Source organism: Acidovorax sp. M14 (genome assembly GCF_049331375.1).
Classification (GTDB): domain Bacteria; phylum Pseudomonadota; class Gammaproteobacteria; order Burkholderiales; family Burkholderiaceae_C; genus Acidovorax.
The window spans coordinates 1480374-1498763 of the sequence record NZ_CP186263.1; the positions used below are offsets into that span (position 1 = coordinate 1480374).

The window sequence follows — 18390 nt, forward strand, 5'->3', positions numbered from 1 at the left end:
GCGCCACCGCCTACCATTTGGCGCATTTCCCATACCGGAGAGCCTGCGTGCCCAACCTGTCCAAAATCACCTGCATCGAAGACCTGCGTGTCATTGCCCAGCGCCGCGTGCCGCGCATGTTCTATGACTACGCCGATTCGGGCTCGTACACCGAGGGCACCTACCGCGCCAACGAAAGCGACTTCCAGCGCATCAAGCTGCGCCAGCGTGTGGCCGTGAACATGGAAGGCCGCACCACCCGCACCACCATGGTAGGTCAGGATGTGGCCATGCCCGTGGCCATTGCGCCCACGGGCCTCACCGGCATGCAGCATGCCGATGGCGAGATCCTGGGCGCCAAGGCGGCCAAGGCGTTTGGCATTCCGTTCACGCTCTCGACCATGAGCATCTGCTCCATCGAGGACATTGCCGAACACACTGGTCGCCATCCGTTCTGGTTCCAAGTCTATGTGATGCGCGACCGCGACTTCATCAACCGCCTGATCGACCGCGCCAAGGCCGCCAACTGTTCGGCGCTGCAGCTCACGCTGGACCTGCAGATCCTGGGCCAGCGCCACAAGGACATCAAGAACGGCCTCTCGGCCCCGCCCAAGCCCACCATCGCCAACCTCATCAACCTGGCCACCAAGCCGCGCTGGTGCCTGGGCATGCTGGGCACAAAACGCCGCAGCTTCGGCAACATCGTGGGCCACGCCAAGGGTGTGGGCGACCTGTCGTCGCTGTCGTCGTGGACGGCCGAGCAGTTCGACCCGCAGCTCAACTGGGGCGATGTGGAGTGGATCAAGAAGCGCTGGGGCGGCAAGCTGATCCTCAAAGGCATCATGGACGCCGAGGACGCGCGCCTGGCCGTGAACAGCGGCGCCGATGCGCTCATCGTCAGCAACCACGGCGGTCGCCAGCTCGATGGCGCGCCGTCCTCCATCGCGGCGCTGCCCGGCATTGCTGCTGCGGCCGGCAAGGATATCGAGGTGTGGATGGACGGCGGCATTCGCAGCGGGCAGGACGTGCTCAAGGCCCGCGCGCTGGGTGCGCGGGGCACTCTGATCGGCCGCAGCTTTTTGTATGGCCTGGGTGCCTACGGCGAGGCGGGCGTCACTCGGGCCCTGCAGATCATCCAGAAAGAGCTCGACATCACCATGGCGTTCTGCGGCCACACCAACATCAACAACGTGGATTCTTCGATCCTGCTGCCTGGCACGTATCCCACGGCCTGAGCGGCTGAATGCGCTTTACCTTGCTGCTGGCACAGTCGCGGGCAGGCGTTTGAGCGTGGCCAGATAGGCCACCACGTCCTCGCGGTCCTGCGCATCGTCGAGCTGGTAGTCCATGCCCTGGCCGGGTATCAGCGCCTCGGGGTCAGTCAGCCAGGCCTTGAGCGTGGCCCGCGTCCACAGGATCTTGCTGGCGCGCAAGGCCGGCGAGTAGTCAAAGTCCTTCAGGGCGCCCGCGCGGCGCCCCACCACGCCCCGGTGCGCTGGGCCGTCTCCGTGCTGGTCCGGGCTGTGGCAACTGCTGCAATGCGCTGCGTACAGCGCAGCACCACGCTCCACCGACTGGGCCATGGCAGCGCCGTGGCCCGCCCAGAACAGGGCGGCTGCCATGGCAACACAACGAACAGGGGACCGTGGATAGGGCAGGGGCATGGCGGTAGCGAAAGGGGAGTCAGCGTGGGGGCGAGAGCCGTCTAGGCCCTTGCAATACGGCTGATGTCGCCCCCTGGATTCAGCCGCTTCGCGGTGTTCTTTCATGGGCATCGTTCCCGGGGTGTGCCCCGCCCACATCCAAAACGCCGGCTGTGGCGTATTCACCTACAGCAAAGCCCCACAGGCCCTGCCAACCCGACCAATCCCAGAGAATGGGCGCATGAGCACCCTCCACCCAGACAGCGAACTGATGGACCTCCTAGACCGTATTGCCGCGCAGGACGACGTCGCGCTGAAAAGACTGTACGAGCGCACCTCGTCGCAGCTTTTTGGCCTGGCCCTGCGCATCGTCCGCAACCGCGACGCGGCGGAGGATGTGCTGCAGGAGGCGTTTTTGACCATCTGGCGCGGTGCCGGCAGCTACCGCGCATCGCTGAGCCCGCCGATGGCCTGGATGGGGCTCATCGTACGCAGTCGGGCGCTGGACGCCCTGCGCAAGCGCACCACCGACCGGGCCGACCTGATGAACGAGCTGGATGACGCCATGGCGCAGACGCTGGAGGGCGATGCCCCCAACCCCATGGACGCTGCCGATGCCAGCGAGCAGGCGTTTGCGCTGCACCACTGCCTGGGCAAGCTGGACCACAAACAGCGCGAGGTGGTGAGCCTGGCCTACCTGCGCGACCAGAGCCACGGCGAGCTGGCCGAGCAGCTCAAGCTGCCGCTGGGCACCGTCAAGACCTGGATTCGCCGGGGGCTGGAGCAACTGCGTGCCTGCATGGCGCGCTACGCCTGAGGTCGTCGCCATGAACATCACCCAACACCCTGATTTGCTCGACCGCCTCGCCGCCAGCTACGCACTGGGCACGCTGCGCGGTGGCGCCCGCCGCCGTTTTGAAGCCCTGGCGCGCGAACACGCCACTGTGCGCGCTGCCGCGCTGGTATGGCAGACCCGCTGGTCGGGCCTGACCGAGCTGCAACCGCAGGTGGCGCCGTCGCCCGCCGTCTGGACGCGCATCGACAACCTGGTGCGGGCTGGCCAGCTGGAGCAGGCCATGCGGGCCGCCCGGCAGGCCGCCCCCGCACACACACCCGCGCCAGCCTCCGGCGGCTGGTGGCGCAACCTGCTGGTGTGGCGCGGTGCGGCAGCTGCGGGCGCCATCGCCACGCTGGCGGCTGTGGTGGTGGGCGTGCAGGTCAATGGAGGCCTGCGTGCCACCACGGGCGCGCAGATCGCCGCACTGCAGCAACAACTGCAGGCCACGCCCCAGATCCAGTACGTGGCGGTGTTGGCCGATGACAAGGCCGACGCGTCGATGCTGGTGACGTTCGACCCCAAGAACAACCAGCTCGTGCTGCAGCGCGTGGGAGGTTTCCAGGAGGGGACGGACAAGTCCTTGCAACTGTGGGCGCTGCCGCCCGCTGGTGGCCCGCGCTCATTGGGCGTGCTGGGGCAGGACAAGCTGCTCAAGCTGGTGGCCCAGGAGGGCGATGTGAAAGAAGTCCCCACCCTGGCCATCAGTCTGGAGCCCAAGGGGGGGGTGCCCAGCGCCACAGGCCCGACTGGGCCGGTGCTGTTCAAGGGCGCTCTGATCCGCAAGGCCACCTGACACACGGGTTTCAGGCAGTTGCGTACAGGTCTGGAAGAACCGGTGGCGAAAGAAAAGAATAGTTGCCACTGTTGAATCCACGGGTTTCTCTTCGTCGTATTCAAGGGTGGGGTGCTTGGCACCCCACCATCCACCTACGAGGAGATCCCCATGCCATTGAAAAAAATCAGTCTGGCCGTGCTGGCTGTTCTGGCTGCCAGCGCAGCCGGCGTCAGTCTGGCGTCCAGCCACCGCGAGGCGCCGTTCATCACGACCCAGCCCAAGGTTGACGGCAGCGACTTCTACCTGTTCAACAGCTACGAACCGGGTCGAGCGGGTTTTGTCACCATGATCGCCAACTACCTGCCGCTGCAGGATGCCTATGGCGGCCCCAACTACTTCAGCCTGGACTCGAATGCGCTGTACGAGATCCATATCGACAACAACGGCGACGCAGCGGAGGACATCACCTTTCAGTTCCGCTTCAAGAACACGCTGAACAATGGTGGCAACGGCATCACGCTCGATATCGGCCCTGACGGTGCCCGCAAGAAGGTGGCCATTCCGCTGCGCAACGCCGGTGGCATCAGCGGCGCAGCGGGCGACCCGCTGGCCTACCGCGAAGAGTACGAGATGTTCATCGTGCGCGGTGACCGCCGTACCGGCAAGCGCGAGCAGATCACCATGGCCGGTGGGGGCACCACCTTTACCAAGCCCATCGACTACATCGGTGAAAAATCGCTGGGCAATGCGGCCGCCTACGACGCCTACGCCGGCAAGTATGTGTATGGCATCAACATCCCCGGCTGCTCCACCCCCGGCAAGGTGTTTGTGGGCCAGCGGCAGGACCCGTTCCCGGTGTCGTTGGGCACCATCTTTGATCTGGTGAATGCACCTGCCGCCGTCATCACCAGCGAGTCGAATGCTGCGGCCTTCGGCGCGGGCCAGATTGCCAACAAGAACGTGACGTCGCTCGCGGTGGAAGTGCCCACCAATTGCCTCACGGCGGCATCGGGCGAGAAGGTCATTGGCGGCTGGACCACTGCCAGCCTGCGCCAGGCCCGCTTGCTCAATGGCAAGCCAGACTCGGGCCTGCAGGCCAGCGAGAAGGCCGGTGGCGCATGGACGCAGGTCTCGCGCCTGGGCATGCCGCTGGTCAACGAGGTGGTGATTGGCCTCAAGGACAAGGACAAGTTCAACGCATCCAAGCCCAAGGATGATGCGGCCAACTTTGCGGACTACGTGACGCACCCCACGCTGCCCGCGCTGGTCGAGACGCTGTTTGGCGCCAAGGCCCCCACGAATTTCCCGCGCACCGACCTGATGACGGCCTTCCTCACGGGGCTGCCCACCGTCAATCGCCCCGGCAACGTCACCGGCCTGGGTGCTGGAGGCCCCCTGGCCGAAATGCTGCGCTTGAACACGGGCATTGCCGCCACGGCTGCGGCTGCGCAGAACTCGCTGGGGGTGGTGGCAGGGGATGCGGCCGGCTTCCCGAACGGCCGCCGCTTGGGCGACGACGTGGTGGACGTATCGCTGCGCGTGGCCATGGGTGCGCTGTGCACGGTGACGGGTGCCACGGACACGCTCAAGGTGGGCTGCAAGCCGGGTGATGCCCCGGCAGGAGGGGTAGCGTTTGTGGACGGCTCGCGCACCAAGGCGACGGACTACCGTACGGCGTTTCCGTATGTGAATCCACCGCTGCCTGGTGCCAAGAACTTCTGATCCGAAGGAGCCACACCATGCAAAAGAACCTTCGGATTCAGCACCTGGCCCTTACTTCGGTGGCGGCATTGGCTATCACCGGTTGCGGCGGGGGCGGTAGCGGCGACAACACGGCAGACCCTGGCAATGGGGGCCCGGTGATGGTGAATGCGTTCGCGTATGTGCAGCCCATTGTGGCCAGCGGCGCGTCGGACACCGCCGAGCCTCAAGCGGTGGACCAGCTGGTGCTGTCCAGCACCGAGACTGAAGAGCCCGATTCGCGGCTCTGACCCTTGCGCGATGTCTTGGCTGCGCCCCGAAGGGGTGTGGCCAGGGCGTGCGTGGGTGATTGTGTCTCTTTCGATATCCGCTGTTGTCACGAGCCCATGAAGAAACCTAATCACTGTGTGTGCGTGGCCTTGTGCCTGGTGCTATGGGCGGGCACGGCCCTGGCGGCCTTGCCGCAGGACTTGCCACCTGGCCTCGATGCCGATGTGGTCGAGCGTCTGCCCGAGCGTGTGAGCGCAGCCCCCGCCACGCCCCAGGCCGCTGCCGCCACGGCCCGGCGCTGGATCACGCTGTCACGCGAGACGGCGGACCCGCGTTACCTGGGCCGGGCACAGGCGGCCCTGGCACGCTGGTGGGGCCAGGCAGACGCCCCGGCCGATCTGCTGGTGTTGCAGGCCACCGTAGAGCAAGGGCGCCATGAATTTTCAGCCGCGCGCGCCACGCTGGAGCGCGCCTTGCAAACCAACCCCGCACAGGTGCAAGGCTGGCTCACGCTGGCCACGCTGGAGCGTGTGGCCGCGCGCTATGAGGCCGCCGAGGCCGCCTGCCGCAACGTAGCCCGCCACGGTGCTGCGCTGTACGCCACCGCCTGCCTGCTCGAAACCCGTTCACTGCAAGGCCAGCACGATGCCGCACGCAATGGCTTCACCGCCCTGCGACAGCAGGTGGCGGGGAATGCCGCCCAGCGGGCCTGGATCGGGTCGCTGCTGGCCGAGAGCGAAGAGCGCGCAGGGCGCGATGACGCTGCCGACGCGGCCTACCGCCGCAGCCTGGCCGATGCCCCAGACGGCTACACCGCGCTGGCCTATGCCGACCAGCTGTTGCGCCGCAATCGTGCGAGCGCCGCGCTGGAGGTGCTCCGGCACCAGCCCGACAGCGACTCCGTGCTGTTGCGGCGCGCGCAGGCCCTGCGGCTGATGGGGGACGCCGCGTGGCAGCCCCTGGTGCGCGACCTGGAAGCCCGTTTTGCCGCTATCGCGGCGCGCGGAGAGGGGCTGGACGCCCACGCCCGGGAGCGTGCCTTGATGGCGCTGTGGTTGCAGGGGCAGCCCGCCGCCGCATGGAAGGCGGCCGGCACCAACCTTGCCCTCCAAAAAGAGCCGCTCGACTGGTGGCTTGCACTGCAGACCTCTGAGCAGTCGGGCGATGCTGCTGCCCACCAGGCCGTGCGGCAGGCCCTGCAGCAAGCAGGACTGCACGACCTGCGCCTGGCGCGCTGGCAGACCCGGGGAGCCCAATGATGCGCTGCATGCACTGGTTAACAGGCCTCCTGCGCCCACACGGGCGTTCCCTGCGGGCCATGGTGGCTGTCGCGTTGGCTGCCGCAGCACTTGCGCCCAGCGCCTGGGCCCACAAGGCCAGCGACGCCTATCTGCGGGTGACGGATGCGCTGGCACCCCAGGGCACTGCAGGGGCGGGCGCATCGATAGGCCTTGTGCTGTCGGTGGCCTTGAAGGATGTGGATGCCGCGCTGGAGCAGCTCGATGCCGATGGCGACCGCCAGCTCACATGGGGCGAGGTGCGACAGTCCGTGCCCGCCATCGTCCAGTGGGTGGGCCAGGGCATGTTGTGGCAGTGCGACGGCACGGCGACGGTGCCTGCCTGGCGCTTTGAAGCGTTGGAGCAGCGCACCGATGGGCGTTACGCGCGGCTGGCTGCCACGCTGCCCTGTGCGCCAGCCCAGGCGGTCACCCTGCGCTACGGCCTGCTGCAGGGCATCGACCCCACACACCGCCTGCTGGTGGGCGGCGCGTTGAGCGGCCAGACGCTGGCAGCCGTGCTGGCCCCTGACGGGCGCTCCGGCACCGACCTGCGCTCTGCGGGCAGCCGCGCAGGACAAGCGGGGGCAGACGGTGCGGAAGGGGCTCAAGGTGCGGACGCAACAGAGCCCGGCGCCCCACGCGGCGGGTTGGCCACGCTGCTGCACTTTGTGACCGAGGGGGTGCACCACATCCTGTCTGGCTACGACCACCTGGCCTTTTTGCTGGCACTGTTGCTGCCCATCTCCCTGGCGCGGCCACAGCCCCGCCACCGCGATCTGCCATTGCACACGGAGTCCGGCACAACACCGATCGCTGAAACCCTGGCCTCCGGCACCAGGGGCCGCTTCGCCGGGATCAAGGCGCTCCTGCTCACGGTGACCTGTTTCACCGTGGGCCATTCCATCACGCTGGCACTGGCAGGCCTGGGCTGGGTCACCGTGTCGGGCAACTGGGTGGAGCCCGCCATTGCTATCAGCATCGGCGTCTCGGCGTTGATGAACCTGTTTCCCGTCCAAGGCCTGCGCAGTAGCTGGCTTGCTCTGGGCTTTGGTCTGGTGCACGGGCTGGGTTTTTCCGGGGTGCTGGTCGAAGCGGGCGTGGCGGGCGCTTCGCTGTTGTGGGCCCTGGCGGGGTTCAACCTGGGGGTCGAAGTGGGCCAACTGATGGTGGTCGCCCTGTGGTGCGCGGTCTCGGTGGCATTGGCGCGCAGGGCGTGGTACCGCTCGGTGGTGGTGCGTGGGGGCTCCGTCGCGTTGCTGGTGCTGTCGCTGTACTGGACCGTGCAGCGCCTTGCCTTCGCTGGCTGACGAGAACGGGGGCCAGTCCGTCGTGGGGGCCAGACCCTGATCAGGCGCTAAAGACCCTTTGCGGTACTCTGGATTCACATCTGGACGCCGCCCGTGTGCGTAATGACGCTGTCGTAGCAATTATTTACAAACACGAGGAGCGCCCCATGAAGAGTCCCCTTTCCATCGCCGTGCTGGCTGGCGTTGCACTGACCTGCAGTGCGGTCCAGGCCGATACCGGCAAGCTGCTGCTCACCGGTGGTGTCAGCACCATCGCCGGATCGGCGGGCGGCGGGCTGACCCCCTGGGCAGTGATTGGCAGCAACGCCACCGAGGGCGAAGTGGGTGTCAGCGCCTATGCCACCCGCGCGGCCACCCAGGACTACAGCCTGAACGGCTATGGCGTGGCCCTGGGCCTGCACGACCGCCTGGAGCTGTCGCTGGCGCGGCAGGACTTTGATGCCTCGCCTGCCATCGCGCTCAACGGCATTGCGCCGTTTGGCGTGACACCCGGCCAGCACATCAAGATGGATGTGCTCGGCATCAAGCTCAAGGTGGCGGGCGACGCGGTGCTCAACAGCGACAGCTGGATGCCCCAGATTGCGGTGGGGCTGGAGCACAAGCAGGTGCACCCGGGCTCCATCAGGTCGGTGCTGGACTTTCTGGGCACCAAAACCAGCGGCACCGATGTGTACGTGAGCGCCACCAAGCTGCTGCTGGCGCAAAGCGTGCTGGTCAACGGCACGCTGCGCTACACCAACGCCAACCAGAACGGCCTGCTGGGCTTTGGCTCGGCTGCGCCCGGCAAGAACAGCCGCAGCCTGCAGCCCGAGTTCTCGGTGGCGTATCTGATCAACAAGAACCTGGCAGTGGGTGCCGAATACCGCTTCAAGCCCAACAATCTGCAGGCCCTCGGCGCAGCGGCCGGCCTGGGCGCCGCCTTGCGCGAGGACGACTGGAAAGACATCTTTGTGGCCTGGGCGCCCAGCAAGAACGTGTCGCTCACGCTCGCCTATGTGGACCTGGGCCGCATCGTCCCCGGCATCACCAACAACCGCCGCCAGACGGGCTACTACCTGTCGGCCCAAGTCGCCTTCTGAGGACATTGTCATGACGCACTCCAAAACCCTCATCGCCCTGGCCGTCTCCCTCGGCGGCTGGCTTGCTGCCCCGGCCTTTGCGCAGACCGCCGCGGCTCCGGTAGCCACGACTGTTGCCCCAGCAGCCCCTGCAGGCCTGTACCAGGCCCTGGGCGAAAAGCCGGGCATCACCCGCCTGGTGGACGATTTTGTGAACCGCGTGGTCAAAGACCCGCGCATTGGCGGCCACTTCAAGGACACCAAACCGGCCGCCCTCAAGGAGAGCCTGACCGACCAGTTCTGCCAATTGAGCGGTGGCCCTTGCAAATATGAAGGCGCTGACATGAAATCGGCCCATGCCGACATGGACATCAACAAGGGCCACTTCAACGCCCTGGTGGAGGTGCTGCAAAGCGCCATGGACGCCCAGGGCATACCGTTCGCTCAACAAAACCGCCTGCTGGCCTTGTTGGCGCCCATGCACCGCGATGTGATCACCAAACACTAAGACGATGAAAAATGCTATTTTTTTCATAGCTGCCAGCGCAATATTCACTAGCGCTTGCGCCGGAAATGTCCAAATCCAGGTGCTGGACCGCGACGGCAAGCCCGTGCCCGACGCCGTGGTGGTGGTGTACCCCAGCGCCACCACTGGTGCAGCCCCCAGCCTGTTGCAGCCCAGTCCCACCATCGAGCAGGAGCGCATGCGGTTTGTGCCTGCCGTCACGGTGGTCATGCCCGGCTCCACGGTGCGCTTCACGAACCAGGACCGCTGGGACCACCATGTACGCGGCAACCCCACGGGGGCGTCCGCTGCGGCAGCATCGGCTGCGGCCAGTTCCAACTTCGAGCTGCGCCTGGCGGGCAAGGCCGATGGCAAGCCCGCCAACTTTGCCGATGTGAAGCTGGATACGCCCGGCGTGGTGCTGCTGGGCTGCCACCTGCACGGCTCCATGCGCGGCCATGTGTTTGTGACCGATTCGGCCTGGACGCTCAAGACCGACAGCGACGGCATCGCCCGTTTTGCCAGCGTGCCCGATGGCGCCGCGCAAGTGCACGTATGGCATGCCGAGCAACTGGTGGACCTGCCGCGCAAGGCGCTGAATGTGGTGCCTGGCCCGGTGCTGGATACCGTGCAGCTCAGCGTGGTGCCCCGCGTGCGGCGTGCGCCCCCGGCTGCGCCCGCAGGCCCCGGCAACACCCCGGGCGGACCCATGGGGTCTTACAGCCTGGCCCCTGTTTCTGCTCACCCAGCCCCTCAGCACCCGGGAAGCTGACCCGCCACGCTAGCGGGTGGTCCACCGGGGGCGGGTCAGCAGGGCAGTCACTTTGGACGGGTGGAGTGCTTCGCCCTTTCTTTGCCTGAGACTTTGAACAGGTTCTTATGGGCCGCCCTGCTGCAGGGCACCCTGAGGTTCCGAGGTCAGCCAGGCAGCTTGAGCCCGCCGGGCCCGGAGGGCACGGTGTTGGCACTGCTCTTCTGGCCGCCGGCCGTGGTGCTGCCCACCTCCTGCTTCACGCTGCCCGGGGGCGCGTTCAGGTACAGGTACAGCGCCTGCGCATCCACATCGCTCAACTGACCCAGCGACTCGAAGGGCATGACCTGGATGGGCGTGCCGTCCGGGCGCTTGCCGGTGCGCAGCATGGACACAAAACTGGCAGCGTTGGGATAGCGGGCCAGGGCGGTGCCCGGGCTGTGTGTTCCAGGACGGATGTCCGCGGCCGCAGGCCAGTCGGGTGGGGCACCCGGAATCTTGCCGCCCGACAGATCGGCACCGTGGCAGCCGATGCACATGTTGGCCACGTACTGGCCGTTGGCCAGCGTCACTCCGGCAGCCGTCGGCCGCGAGGGGGCCAGCTGGTGGTCAATGCGCGACGCCGCGTCGGGAATCGCCCCCAGCCCATACAGCACCCAGGCAGGGTGCGGCAGATCGACCACGGCCTGCGTGCCCTCCTTGGGGGGGAACTGGCGCACATACGACACCAGGGCGTTCAGGTCCTCGTTGGTGAAGCGGTTGTAGTCCTCGCTGGGCATGACCAGCACCGGGCGGCCATTGGGCTTGACGCCGTGGCGGATCACGCTATTCCAGTCCTCGGGCTGGTAGCGCGCCACCACGCCGGCCGGCGTGATGTTGGGCCCCACGATGCGCGTGCCCTTGCCATCGTTGACGAACTCGCGGCCCGTGCCTTGTGCGCCATGGCAGTCGGTGCAGCCACGCGATGCATACAGATAGCGCCCACGTTCGATGGTCTGCGCATCGGTGGTGTAGGCCACGGGGCGGGGTTTGATGTCGATGTAGCGGTTGCGTTTTTGCTCGGCCAGGTACAGGCCGCTGGCGGCGGTGGCGACAACGATCACGCCCAGCAGCAGCGCGCTGCCTGCGGTCCATTTGATCCAGCGTTTCATGGTGGTATCCCTCTTCTTCGAATGTGGGCGGACTGGCTGAAGGGATCAGCGTGTCCAGGCGCCGGATTCTGAAGTCGAAGCAGGGGTTTGTGACACCCCACCACCGCAGGGGACAGCGGGGCCGGTGACATTTGTCACAAACGGCCCGCCGGTGTGAGCAGGTGTAGCCCGCTCACACACTCTCAACGTTCTCTGAGGGTTCTCTCAACGCTCGATGGTCTTGTTCCAGCGCGCGTTCCAGGCAGGGCGGTTCGCGTTCACGCTGTCCCAGTCCAGGGTCACGGCGTTTTTCATCCACTGGCTGATCTGTGCCACTTGCGCCGCGCCTTCACCCACGGCAGGCGCCTTGGGGTTGGTGGGGATCTGCGCGCCAAACTGCAGCACGTTGGCCTGGGCCAGAGGGCTCAGCAGAAACTCGGCCAGCTTTTGGGCCAGCTCGGGTTCGCTGTTCTTGGCGATCACGCACTGGCCGGTCATCAGCACCACCGAGCCCTCCTTGGGCTGTGCGTATTCCACCGGAATGCCCTTGGCCTTCAAGGCCGCCACGCTGGTGGGCGTGAGCGGGAAGATCGCGGCTTCACCCGTCTGCACCATCTCCGAAATCTTGGCCGAGCTGGGGATGTACTCGAGCACGTTGGGGCCAATGGTCTTGGCCCAGTTGGTAAAGCCCGGCTCCACGTTCTTGTCGTTGCCGCCCTGGATGCGGTTGAACATCAAGAAGCCGTGCAGCCCGAACGACGACGACGGCATGGACTGGAACACCACCTTGCCTTTGTATTTGGGGTCGGCAAAGTCCATCCACGACGTGGGCGCGGCCCAGCCCTTTTCGGCAAACATCTTGGTGTTGTAGGCAATGCCCGTCATGCCCAGGCTCACGCCGCTGGCCAGGTCGTCTTTGAAGCGGGCGGCGGGGTACAGGTCGTTCAGGTTCTGGTTGGGCTTTTGCTTCTCGCACAGGCCCATGCCCATGGCGCGCACCATGATGCCGTCGTCGAGGAACATCACATGCATCTGTGGCTTGTCCTTGTTGGCCTGGGCCTTGGCCAGGATGTCCGAGGACGTGCCGGGCACCACCACCACCTTCACGCCATGCAGCTTTTCAAACGCCGGGAACACGTACTGCGTGTACGCCTTCTCCATGGTGCCGCCGTTCATGCCGATGTACAGCGTCTTGGTCTGCGCGGTGGCGGTGCCTGCGGCGGCCATGGTGGCCAGTGCAGCGGCCGCCACAAGGGCGCGGCGGGCGCGGCTGGCAAAGCGGGGGGAGAAGGTCATGGTGGTTTCCTTTCTGGTGGGAGAGTGGGTACGGGTCGGTGGCAAACGGGTCACTGGGCAGCCGCAGTGCTGGCCACTTCAGCCACTGCTTTGGGAACAAATCGCTCAATTGCAAACGCATCAATCGGCGTGGTGCTGCGGCCATCGCGCGCCAGCTCGGCCAGCACCTCGCCCACGCCGGGGCCGATCTGAAAGCCCGCACCGGCAAAGCCAAAGCCGTGGATCAACCCGGGCGTGGTGCTGCTTGGGCCCAGCACGGGCTGGCGGTCGGGGAGGTAGCCCTCGGTGCCACTCCAGGTGCGGATGAAGTGCGCGTTTTTCAGCGCGGGCAGCAGCTCCACCGCTTGCACCGCCAAGGCGGCAATGGCGCTGCGCTCGGAGCGGGCGCGGTCGGCATCCAGCGCCACGCCCGATCCGCCACCCAGCACCAGGTTGCCACGCGCCACCTGCCGGCAGTAGATGCCGCCGCCTTCCACGCCCAGGCTCCAATGCATGAAGAAGGGCAGGGGCTCGGTCACCGCCATGGCCGGGTGGCCGGAGTGGATGGGTACGGCCTCGCCAAACTGCGCGGCCAGCGCACCGGCCCAGGCGCCTGCGCAGTTGATGAGCACGGGCGCACGCACGGCCACAGCGGTGCCGGAGCGCACGGTGAACAGCTTGCCGTCGTGCTCCACCGAGGTCATCGGTGTGCGCTCCAGAATCTGCGCACCTGCACGCCGCGCAGCCAGGGCAAAGGCGGGCGACACCAAGCGCGGATTGGCTTGCCCGTCATCGGGGCACAGCGATCCGCCCACAGCGCGCCCGCCCAGCCAGGGACAGCGCTCGCGCAGTGTGGTGCCCGAGATCAGTTGAATGCCCAGGTCGAAGTCGCGGCTCAGGTTGGCATAGGCTTCCAGCGCAGCCATGTCCGCCTCGCTGCGGCCAATCTTGAAATGCCCGCTGCGCTGGTATTCACCATCGGTACCAATCAGCGCTGGCAGGTCGGCCCACACTTGGTGGGCGCGCTGCGCCAGCGGCAGTTGGCTCACCGGGCGGCCCTGGCGGCGTACGCCGCCATAGTTCACGCCGCTGGAGCGGGAGCCACACAGATCGCGCTCCAGCAGCACCACGCTCACGCCTTTGCGGCGCAGCGCCAGCGCGGCGGATGCCCCCATGATGCCGCCGCCTACGATGGCAACGTCGGTGTCGATGGTTCGGGTGGTTGTGCTCATTCGGTGGCCTCCGCCCGGGTCTGCAGGTGGATGGGAATGGGCTTGATCGGTGCCTGCCCGCGCAGCCGTCCCACCGCATCAATCGGCTTGCCGGTGGCCTGGGCCAGGATTTCTGCCGCCGCCACGCCGCACATGCGGCCCTGGCAACGGCCCATGCCCACGCGGGTCAGGGCCTTGAGGCGGTTCATCTCGTCGGCGCCTGTATCGCGGGCACAGGCGCGCAGTTCGCCTGCCGTGACGTTCTCGCACCGGCACACCACCAGCGCATCGGGCGCGTGCGCAGCCCAGTCGGTGGGGAAGGGAAAAGCGCGCTCCAGCCCTTGGCGAAACGGCATCAGATGCGTCAGCTTGCGTTCCAGCTCTGCGGAGCGTGCCGCATCCACCTTCACGCCGTGGTCGGCCAGCAGCGCCAGCGCGGCGCGCTCGCCCGCCCACTCGGCCGCATCGGCACCCATGATGCCCGCGCCATCGCCCGCCAGGTACACACCGGCCACGCTGGTGCGGCCTGCGCTGTCGCGCTCGGGCAGGTGGGCTCGGTGCATCGGGGCCCAGGCAAAGCGGCAACCCAGCAGGTCGGCCAGTTGGGTTTCGGACCGCAGGGCGTAGCCAAAGCCCACGGCATCGCAGGGCACGGTGTGCTCGGTGTTCCCATCGCTCCACACCACGGCGTTCACCCGCATATCGCCCTCTATGCTGCCTTCCACGCGCACCGGCCGCACGCCGGTGTGCACGGCCACGCCCTGTGCACGCAGCCAGGCCACGTAGTACAGGCCCTTGCCCAGCACGGCGGGCTGGGTGAGCATGCCGGGCAGGGCGGCCAACTGGTCCGCAAAGCGGGCGGTGTCCAGCACTGCGGCTACTTTGGTGCCCGCCTTGGCATATTGGTAGGCCACCAAATACAGCAGCGGCCCCGTGCCCATCAGCGCCACGTTGCGGCCAATGGTGCAGCCCTGGAACTTGAGCGCCACCTGCGCACCGCCCAGGGTGTACACGCCGGGCAACGTCCAGCCGGGCACGGGCAACACGCGGTCGGTGGCGCCGCTGGCGACGATGAGCTGCTGGTAGGGCACCGTGCGCGTGGTTTGCGTGGGGCCGTGCAGCACATCGAGCAGGCTACCCTGGGTGTTCCACACCAGGCTGTTGGGTTGGTAGTCGATCTGTGCCTGCAGGCTGTCGAAAGTGCTGTGCAACGCGGTGGCGCGTGATGCCTCGGTGCCGTACAGCGTTTGTGCGCTGCGGGCAAAGTGGGCAGGCGGGCGGCGGTAGATTTGTCCGCCACCGCGCGCGGCCTCGTCAATCACCACGGGCCGCACGCCATACGCCACCAGGGTTTGCGCAGCGCGAATGCCCGCAGGGCCTGCGCCCACGATCACGGGTTGCAATGTGGGGCCGGTCATGCGGGCGCTCCGGTGGTCAGCTGCATGCCTGCCTGGATGAAGGTGGCGCAAGACCGCAGCCGCTCACCCGTGGCGGTTTGCACCCAGCAGTCCTGGCAAGCACCCATCAGGCAAAAGCCTGCGCGGGGTTCGTGGCTGAACTCGTTGCGTCGCAACTGGGCCCGGTGGGTGAGGATGGCCGTGAGCACCGTGTCGCCTTCGAGTGCTGTGGCGGGTTCGCCATCGAGCGTGAAGGGCACGGGGGCGCGGTCTTTTTCGGCCACGCGGTGGAGCAGGGCTGTGTTCACAGTCATGGAATTCGTGCCCATTTATTTCTTGCCTACGAGCACACGGTCCAGGCCGTACACGCGGTCAAGAATCACCATCGCGCAAGCCGTCAGGCCCACCATCAGTGCCGACACCGCCGCCATCAGCGGGTCAATCGACTCGGTGGCGTACATGTACATGCGCACTGGCAGCGTCACCGTGCTGGGCGAGGTGACAAAGATCGACATGGTCACTTCGTCAAAGCTGTTGATGAAGGCCAGCATCCAGCCACCTGTGACACCGGGCAGGATCATTGGCAGCGTGATGCGCGTGAACACCGTGGCCTGGCTGGCGCCCAGCGACAGGGCGGCATGCTCGGCACTGCGGTCAAACCCCACGAGGGCAGCCACCACCAGCCGCAGCGTGTAGGGAGTGACGATGAGTGCATGCGCAAACACCAGCCAGCCAAAGCTGCCCGTGCCACCGATCAGCGCAAACAGGCGCAGCAGGGCCACGCCCAGCACCAGGTGCGGAATGATCAGCGGTGACAGGAACAAACCATTGAGAAAACCACGCCCGGGGAAGTCGTAGCGTGTGATGGCAATGCCCGCAGGCACCGCCAGCACCGTGGCCAGCGTGGCCGAGGCGAGCGCCAGCCACAGGCTGTTCCAGAACGACTGCACAAAGTCAGGGTGCTCGAACACCGCTTTGAACCAGCGCAGCGAAAGCTCGGTGGTGGGCAGTGTCAGCGTGTTGTGCGGCGTGAAGGCCACGATGCACACCACCAGCAAGGGGGCGAGCATGAAGGTGATGACCAGCGCGTTGAACGCGAGGGCCAAAGGTCCGTTCTTCTGCATAACTTCAGCCCAACGCTTTCTTGTACCGGCCCTCAACCAGCCGGTTGTAGCTCAGCATCACCACCAGGTTGGCCACCAGCAGCGTCAGCGCAATCGCGGCGCCCAGGGGCCAGTTCAGCTCGTGCAGGTACTCGTCGTACACCACCGTTGCCACCATCTTCAGCCGCCGCCCGCCCAGCAGGCCGGGGATGGCAAACGAGCTGGCCGCCAGCCCAAACACGATCAGGCTTCCCGACAGGATGCCGGGCAGCACCTGCGGCAACACAATGCGCCGCAGCGTGGTGAAGGGTGTGGCCTGCAGCGACAGGGCGGCGTTCTCCACACCCGGGTCGAGCTTTTGCAGTGAGGTCCACACCGGGATCACCATGAACGGCAGCATCACATGCACCAGCGCAATCGCCACGGCGATCTCGGTGTAAAGCATCTTCACGGGGCCAAATCCAAGTAGCCCGAACAGCCCATTCACCAGCCCCTCAGGCCCCAGCAGCATGCTCCAGCCAAAGGCCCGTACCACCACGGATACCAGCAGCGGTGCCAGCACCACCAGCAGCAAGATGGAGCGCCACGGGTTGCCCATGCGGCTCAGGATGTAGGCCTCGGGTGCGCCAATGGCCACGCAGATCAGCGTGACCAGCCCCGCAATCCAGAACGTGCGCCAGAAGATCGTGTGGTAGTACGAATCGGTGAACACATGGGCGTAGTGCTCCAGCGTGAACTCGCCTGCCTTCACCCCTGTGGCCGGGTCGAACGCGTTGAACGACAGCACGGCCGTGAGTGCCAGTGGCACCAGCAGCAGTACCGTGAACAGCAGCAGCGCCGGGCCGGACAACCACCAGGGCGCGGCCTTTTTGTGCAACAAGGTGGTGGTCAGGCTCATGGCGCCACCTCGGCGGCGTCTTCGGCCTCCAGCTCGGCCATGGCGGTTTCATCGGCGGGCAGCAGGCGCATGCAGTGGTCGGGCCAGTCCACGCCCGTGCGCTCGCCCTCGGCCAGCGCAGCGCGGCCGTCGTTGGGCACCAGCACCATCAGGTCGCCCACGGGGGTGCCCACACGGTACAGCCACTGGCTGCCCAGGAAGAACCGCTCGCACACCTGACCATCCATCCGGCCCTGTACGGCGGGCACCAGTTGCACTTTTTCAGGCCGCACGCTCAGCAGCACGGCGGCGCCGGGGCGGTAGCGGGCACCGTCCACCTCCATCGTGAGGGCTCCCACCTTCACCTGCGTGTGCGTGCCGCTTGCATGCGCTACCTGGCCGGGCAGCAGGTTGGCCTTGCCCACAAAGGTGGAGATGAAGCGCGTGCGCGGGTGTTCGTACACGCGGTGCGGGTGGTCGATCTGCGTGGCGCGGCCGGCCTCCATCACCACCACGCGGTCGCTGATGGACATGGCCTCGCTCTGGTCGTGCGTGACCATGATGGTGGTGGTGCCCACCTTGCGCTGAATCTGCCGCAGCTCAAACTGCATCTCCTCACGCAGCTTGGCGTCGAGGTTGGACAGGGGTTCGTCCAGCAGCAGCACGGGCGGCTCGATCACCAGCGCACGTGCCAGGGCCACCCGCTGGCGCTGGCCGCCGGACAGCTCGCGCGGGTAGCGCGTGGCATGCTTTTCCAGGTGCACCAGGGCCAGCGCCTGGGCCACGCGCTCGGCGCGCTCGGCTTTGGGCACCTTGCGCATCTCCAGCCCAAAGCTCACGTTGGCTGCCACCGTCATGTGCGGGAACAGCGCATAGCTCTGGAACACGATGCCCAGGCCGCGCGTGTTGGCCTTGGCGTGGGTGATGTCCTTGCCATCGAGTTCGATGCGCCCACTGGTCACGGCCTCAAACCCCGCCACCATCTGTAGCGTGGTCGTCTTGCCGCAGCCCGACGGGCCCAGCAACGACACAAATTCACCCTTTTGCACCGTGAGGTTCATGGACTGCACCGCGCAGGTGCTGCCATAGAACTTGGTCACATCCGTGAGCTTGAGAAACGACATGGCGAAAGCCTTTCCGGTGGTGGCATCGCACGGTTTGCCTGGGGGCCGTGCGTGCCACCTGCTGTGGAGTTGCATGGATGGGCTGCGGGCCTTCGGTGTGCTTGCACCGGGGTGGTGCAAGTGCCATACAAAAGCTGGAACAGCCGCTCGATTCAATTGAATCTAT

The 18390-nt window shown here is 66.6% G+C and carries 19 protein-coding genes; 10 read left to right on the forward strand and 9 right to left on the reverse strand.

What is annotated here, in order from left to right; translation table 11 throughout:
• The first annotated feature begins 47 nt into the window (after positions 1-47).
• Positions 48-1214, forward strand: coding sequence for an alpha-hydroxy acid oxidase (locus ACOYR4_RS06845; RefSeq protein ID WP_043566195.1), 1167 nt, complete (start codon positions 48-50; stop codon positions 1212-1214).
• A gap of 15 nt (positions 1215-1229) precedes the next feature.
• Here ACOYR4_RS06845 and ACOYR4_RS06850 read toward each other — a convergent pair whose 3' ends face one another.
• Entirely contained in the window at positions 1230-1601 is a 372-nt protein-coding gene (locus tag ACOYR4_RS06850) for a c-type cytochrome (RefSeq protein ID WP_422849052.1), read from the reverse strand.
• Between the two features lie 262 nt (positions 1602-1863).
• Here ACOYR4_RS06850 and ACOYR4_RS06855 point away from each other — a divergent pair, with 262 nt between their 5' ends.
• The 9 genes from ACOYR4_RS06855 to ACOYR4_RS06895 all read left to right on the forward strand — a co-directional run bounded on the left by ACOYR4_RS06855 (position 1864) and on the right by ACOYR4_RS06895 (position 10128).
• Complete coding sequence (locus tag ACOYR4_RS06855) at positions 1864-2439, forward strand: RNA polymerase sigma factor (protein ID WP_110959824.1); 576 nt, start codon at positions 1864-1866, stop codon at positions 2437-2439.
• A gap of 10 nt (positions 2440-2449) precedes the next feature.
• Positions 2450-3253 carry an anti-sigma factor gene (locus ACOYR4_RS06860; RefSeq protein ID WP_110959420.1) on the forward strand — a complete coding sequence of 268 codons (804 nt, stop codon included), beginning with the start codon at positions 2450-2452 and terminating at the stop codon, positions 3251-3253.
• Between the two features lie 150 nt (positions 3254-3403).
• Positions 3404-4957, forward strand: coding sequence for a DUF4331 domain-containing protein (locus ACOYR4_RS06865; protein WP_110959419.1), 1554 nt, complete (start codon positions 3404-3406; stop codon positions 4955-4957).
• A 17-nt stretch (positions 4958-4974) separates the two neighbouring features.
• On the forward strand, positions 4975-5226 hold the full coding sequence (locus ACOYR4_RS06870; RefSeq protein WP_110959418.1) for a hypothetical protein: 252 nt from the start codon (positions 4975-4977) through the stop codon (positions 5224-5226).
• A gap of 96 nt (positions 5227-5322) precedes the next feature.
• Positions 5323-6465 carry a hypothetical protein gene (locus tag ACOYR4_RS06875; protein ID WP_161958923.1) on the forward strand — a complete coding sequence of 381 codons (1143 nt, stop codon included), beginning with the start codon at positions 5323-5325 and terminating at the stop codon, positions 6463-6465.
• A gap of 8 nt (positions 6466-6473) precedes the next feature.
• A complete protein-coding gene (locus ACOYR4_RS06880) occupies positions 6474-7793 on the forward strand; it encodes a HupE/UreJ family protein (protein WP_161958922.1) in 1320 nt (439 codons plus the stop codon).
• A 146-nt stretch (positions 7794-7939) separates the two neighbouring features.
• Positions 7940-8872: a DUF3034 family protein gene (locus tag ACOYR4_RS06885; RefSeq protein ID WP_309825772.1), complete on the forward strand. Its 933-nt coding sequence runs from the start codon at positions 7940-7942 to the stop codon at positions 8870-8872.
• 10 nt (positions 8873-8882) lie between these two features.
• Positions 8883-9359, forward strand: a complete 477-nt coding sequence (locus ACOYR4_RS06890) for a group 1 truncated hemoglobin (protein WP_309825770.1) — start codon at positions 8883-8885, stop codon at positions 9357-9359.
• Between the two features lie 4 nt (positions 9360-9363).
• Entirely contained in the window at positions 9364-10128 is a 765-nt protein-coding gene (locus tag ACOYR4_RS06895) for a cupredoxin domain-containing protein (RefSeq protein WP_422849053.1), read from the forward strand.
• Between the two features lie 146 nt (positions 10129-10274).
• On the opposite strand, the gene ACOYR4_RS06900 is transcribed toward ACOYR4_RS06895, so the two are convergent.
• The 8 genes from ACOYR4_RS06900 to ACOYR4_RS06935 all read right to left on the reverse strand — a co-directional run bounded on the left by ACOYR4_RS06900 (position 10275) and on the right by ACOYR4_RS06935 (position 18224).
• Positions 10275-11258 (reverse strand): c-type cytochrome, encoded by a 984-nt coding sequence (locus ACOYR4_RS06900; protein ID WP_422849054.1) that lies wholly within the window; start codon positions 11256-11258, stop codon positions 10275-10277.
• A gap of 204 nt (positions 11259-11462) precedes the next feature.
• Positions 11463-12533, reverse strand: a complete 1071-nt coding sequence (locus ACOYR4_RS06905; protein ID WP_422849055.1) for an ABC transporter substrate-binding protein — start codon at positions 12531-12533, stop codon at positions 11463-11465.
• Between the two features lie 50 nt (positions 12534-12583).
• Entirely contained in the window at positions 12584-13744 is a 1161-nt protein-coding gene (locus ACOYR4_RS06910) for an NAD(P)/FAD-dependent oxidoreductase (protein ID WP_422849056.1), read from the reverse strand.
• Entirely contained in the window at positions 13741-15141 is a 1401-nt protein-coding gene (locus ACOYR4_RS06915; protein WP_422849057.1) for an FAD-dependent oxidoreductase, read from the reverse strand. Before ACOYR4_RS06915 ends, ACOYR4_RS06910 begins: the two co-directional genes overlap by 4 nt.
• Positions 15138-15434, reverse strand: a complete 297-nt coding sequence (locus tag ACOYR4_RS06920; RefSeq protein WP_233247278.1) for a (2Fe-2S)-binding protein — start codon at positions 15432-15434, stop codon at positions 15138-15140. Before ACOYR4_RS06920 ends, ACOYR4_RS06915 begins: the two co-directional genes overlap by 4 nt.
• 15 nt (positions 15435-15449) lie before the next feature.
• A complete protein-coding gene (locus ACOYR4_RS06925; RefSeq protein WP_309825758.1) occupies positions 15450-16244 on the reverse strand; it encodes an ABC transporter permease in 795 nt (264 codons plus the stop codon).
• A 4-nt stretch (positions 16245-16248) separates the two neighbouring features.
• Positions 16249-17121, reverse strand: coding sequence for an ABC transporter permease (locus ACOYR4_RS06930; protein ID WP_422849058.1), 873 nt, complete (start codon positions 17119-17121; stop codon positions 16249-16251).
• Positions 17118-18224 (reverse strand): ABC transporter ATP-binding protein, encoded by a 1107-nt coding sequence (locus ACOYR4_RS06935; protein WP_422849059.1) that lies wholly within the window; start codon positions 18222-18224, stop codon positions 17118-17120. The genes ACOYR4_RS06930 and ACOYR4_RS06935 overlap by 4 nt, the downstream gene beginning before the upstream one ends.
• Positions 18225-18390: the final 166 nt, after the last annotated feature.

Bases quoted from the DNA above. Each gene is read 5' to 3' on its own strand.
- ACOYR4_RS06850 (WP_422849052.1), bottom strand. From the start codon at position 1,601: ATGGCAGCCGCCCTGTTCTGGGCGGGCCACGGCGCTGCCATGGCCCAG.
- ACOYR4_RS06855 (WP_110959824.1), top strand. From the start codon at position 1,864: ATGAGCACCCTCCACCCAGACAGCGAACTGATGGACCTCCTAGACCGT.
- ACOYR4_RS06860 (WP_110959420.1), top strand. From the start codon at position 2,450: ATGAACATCACCCAACACCCTGATTTGCTCGACCGCCTCGCCGCCAGC.
- ACOYR4_RS06865 (WP_110959419.1), top strand. From the start codon at position 3,404: ATGCCATTGAAAAAAATCAGTCTGGCCGTGCTGGCTGTTCTGGCTGCC.
- ACOYR4_RS06870 (WP_110959418.1), top strand. From the start codon at position 4,975: ATGCAAAAGAACCTTCGGATTCAGCACCTGGCCCTTACTTCGGTGGCG.
- ACOYR4_RS06875 (WP_161958923.1), top strand. From the start codon at position 5,323: ATGAAGAAACCTAATCACTGTGTGTGCGTGGCCTTGTGCCTGGTGCTA.
- ACOYR4_RS06880 (WP_161958922.1), top strand. From the start codon at position 6,474: ATGCACTGGTTAACAGGCCTCCTGCGCCCACACGGGCGTTCCCTGCGG.
- ACOYR4_RS06885 (WP_309825772.1), top strand. From the start codon at position 7,940: ATGAAGAGTCCCCTTTCCATCGCCGTGCTGGCTGGCGTTGCACTGACC.
- ACOYR4_RS06890 (WP_309825770.1), top strand. From the start codon at position 8,883: ATGACGCACTCCAAAACCCTCATCGCCCTGGCCGTCTCCCTCGGCGGC.
- ACOYR4_RS06895 (WP_422849053.1), top strand. From the start codon at position 9,364: ATGAAAAATGCTATTTTTTTCATAGCTGCCAGCGCAATATTCACTAGC.
- ACOYR4_RS06900 (WP_422849054.1), bottom strand. From the start codon at position 11,258: ATGAAACGCTGGATCAAATGGACCGCAGGCAGCGCGCTGCTGCTGGGC.
- ACOYR4_RS06905 (WP_422849055.1), bottom strand. From the start codon at position 12,533: ATGACCTTCTCCCCCCGCTTTGCCAGCCGCGCCCGCCGCGCCCTTGTG.
- ACOYR4_RS06910 (WP_422849056.1), bottom strand. From the start codon at position 13,744: ATGAGCACAACCACCCGAACCATCGACACCGACGTTGCCATCGTAGGC.
- ACOYR4_RS06915 (WP_422849057.1), bottom strand. From the start codon at position 15,141: ATGACCGGCCCCACATTGCAACCCGTGATCGTGGGCGCAGGCCCTGCG.
- ACOYR4_RS06920 (WP_233247278.1), bottom strand. From the start codon at position 15,434: ATGACTGTGAACACAGCCCTGCTCCACCGCGTGGCCGAAAAAGACCGC.
- ACOYR4_RS06925 (WP_309825758.1), bottom strand. From the start codon at position 16,244: ATGCAGAAGAACGGACCTTTGGCCCTCGCGTTCAACGCGCTGGTCATC.
- ACOYR4_RS06930 (WP_422849058.1), bottom strand. From the start codon at position 17,121: ATGAGCCTGACCACCACCTTGTTGCACAAAAAGGCCGCGCCCTGGTGG.
- ACOYR4_RS06935 (WP_422849059.1), bottom strand. From the start codon at position 18,224: ATGTCGTTTCTCAAGCTCACGGATGTGACCAAGTTCTATGGCAGCACC.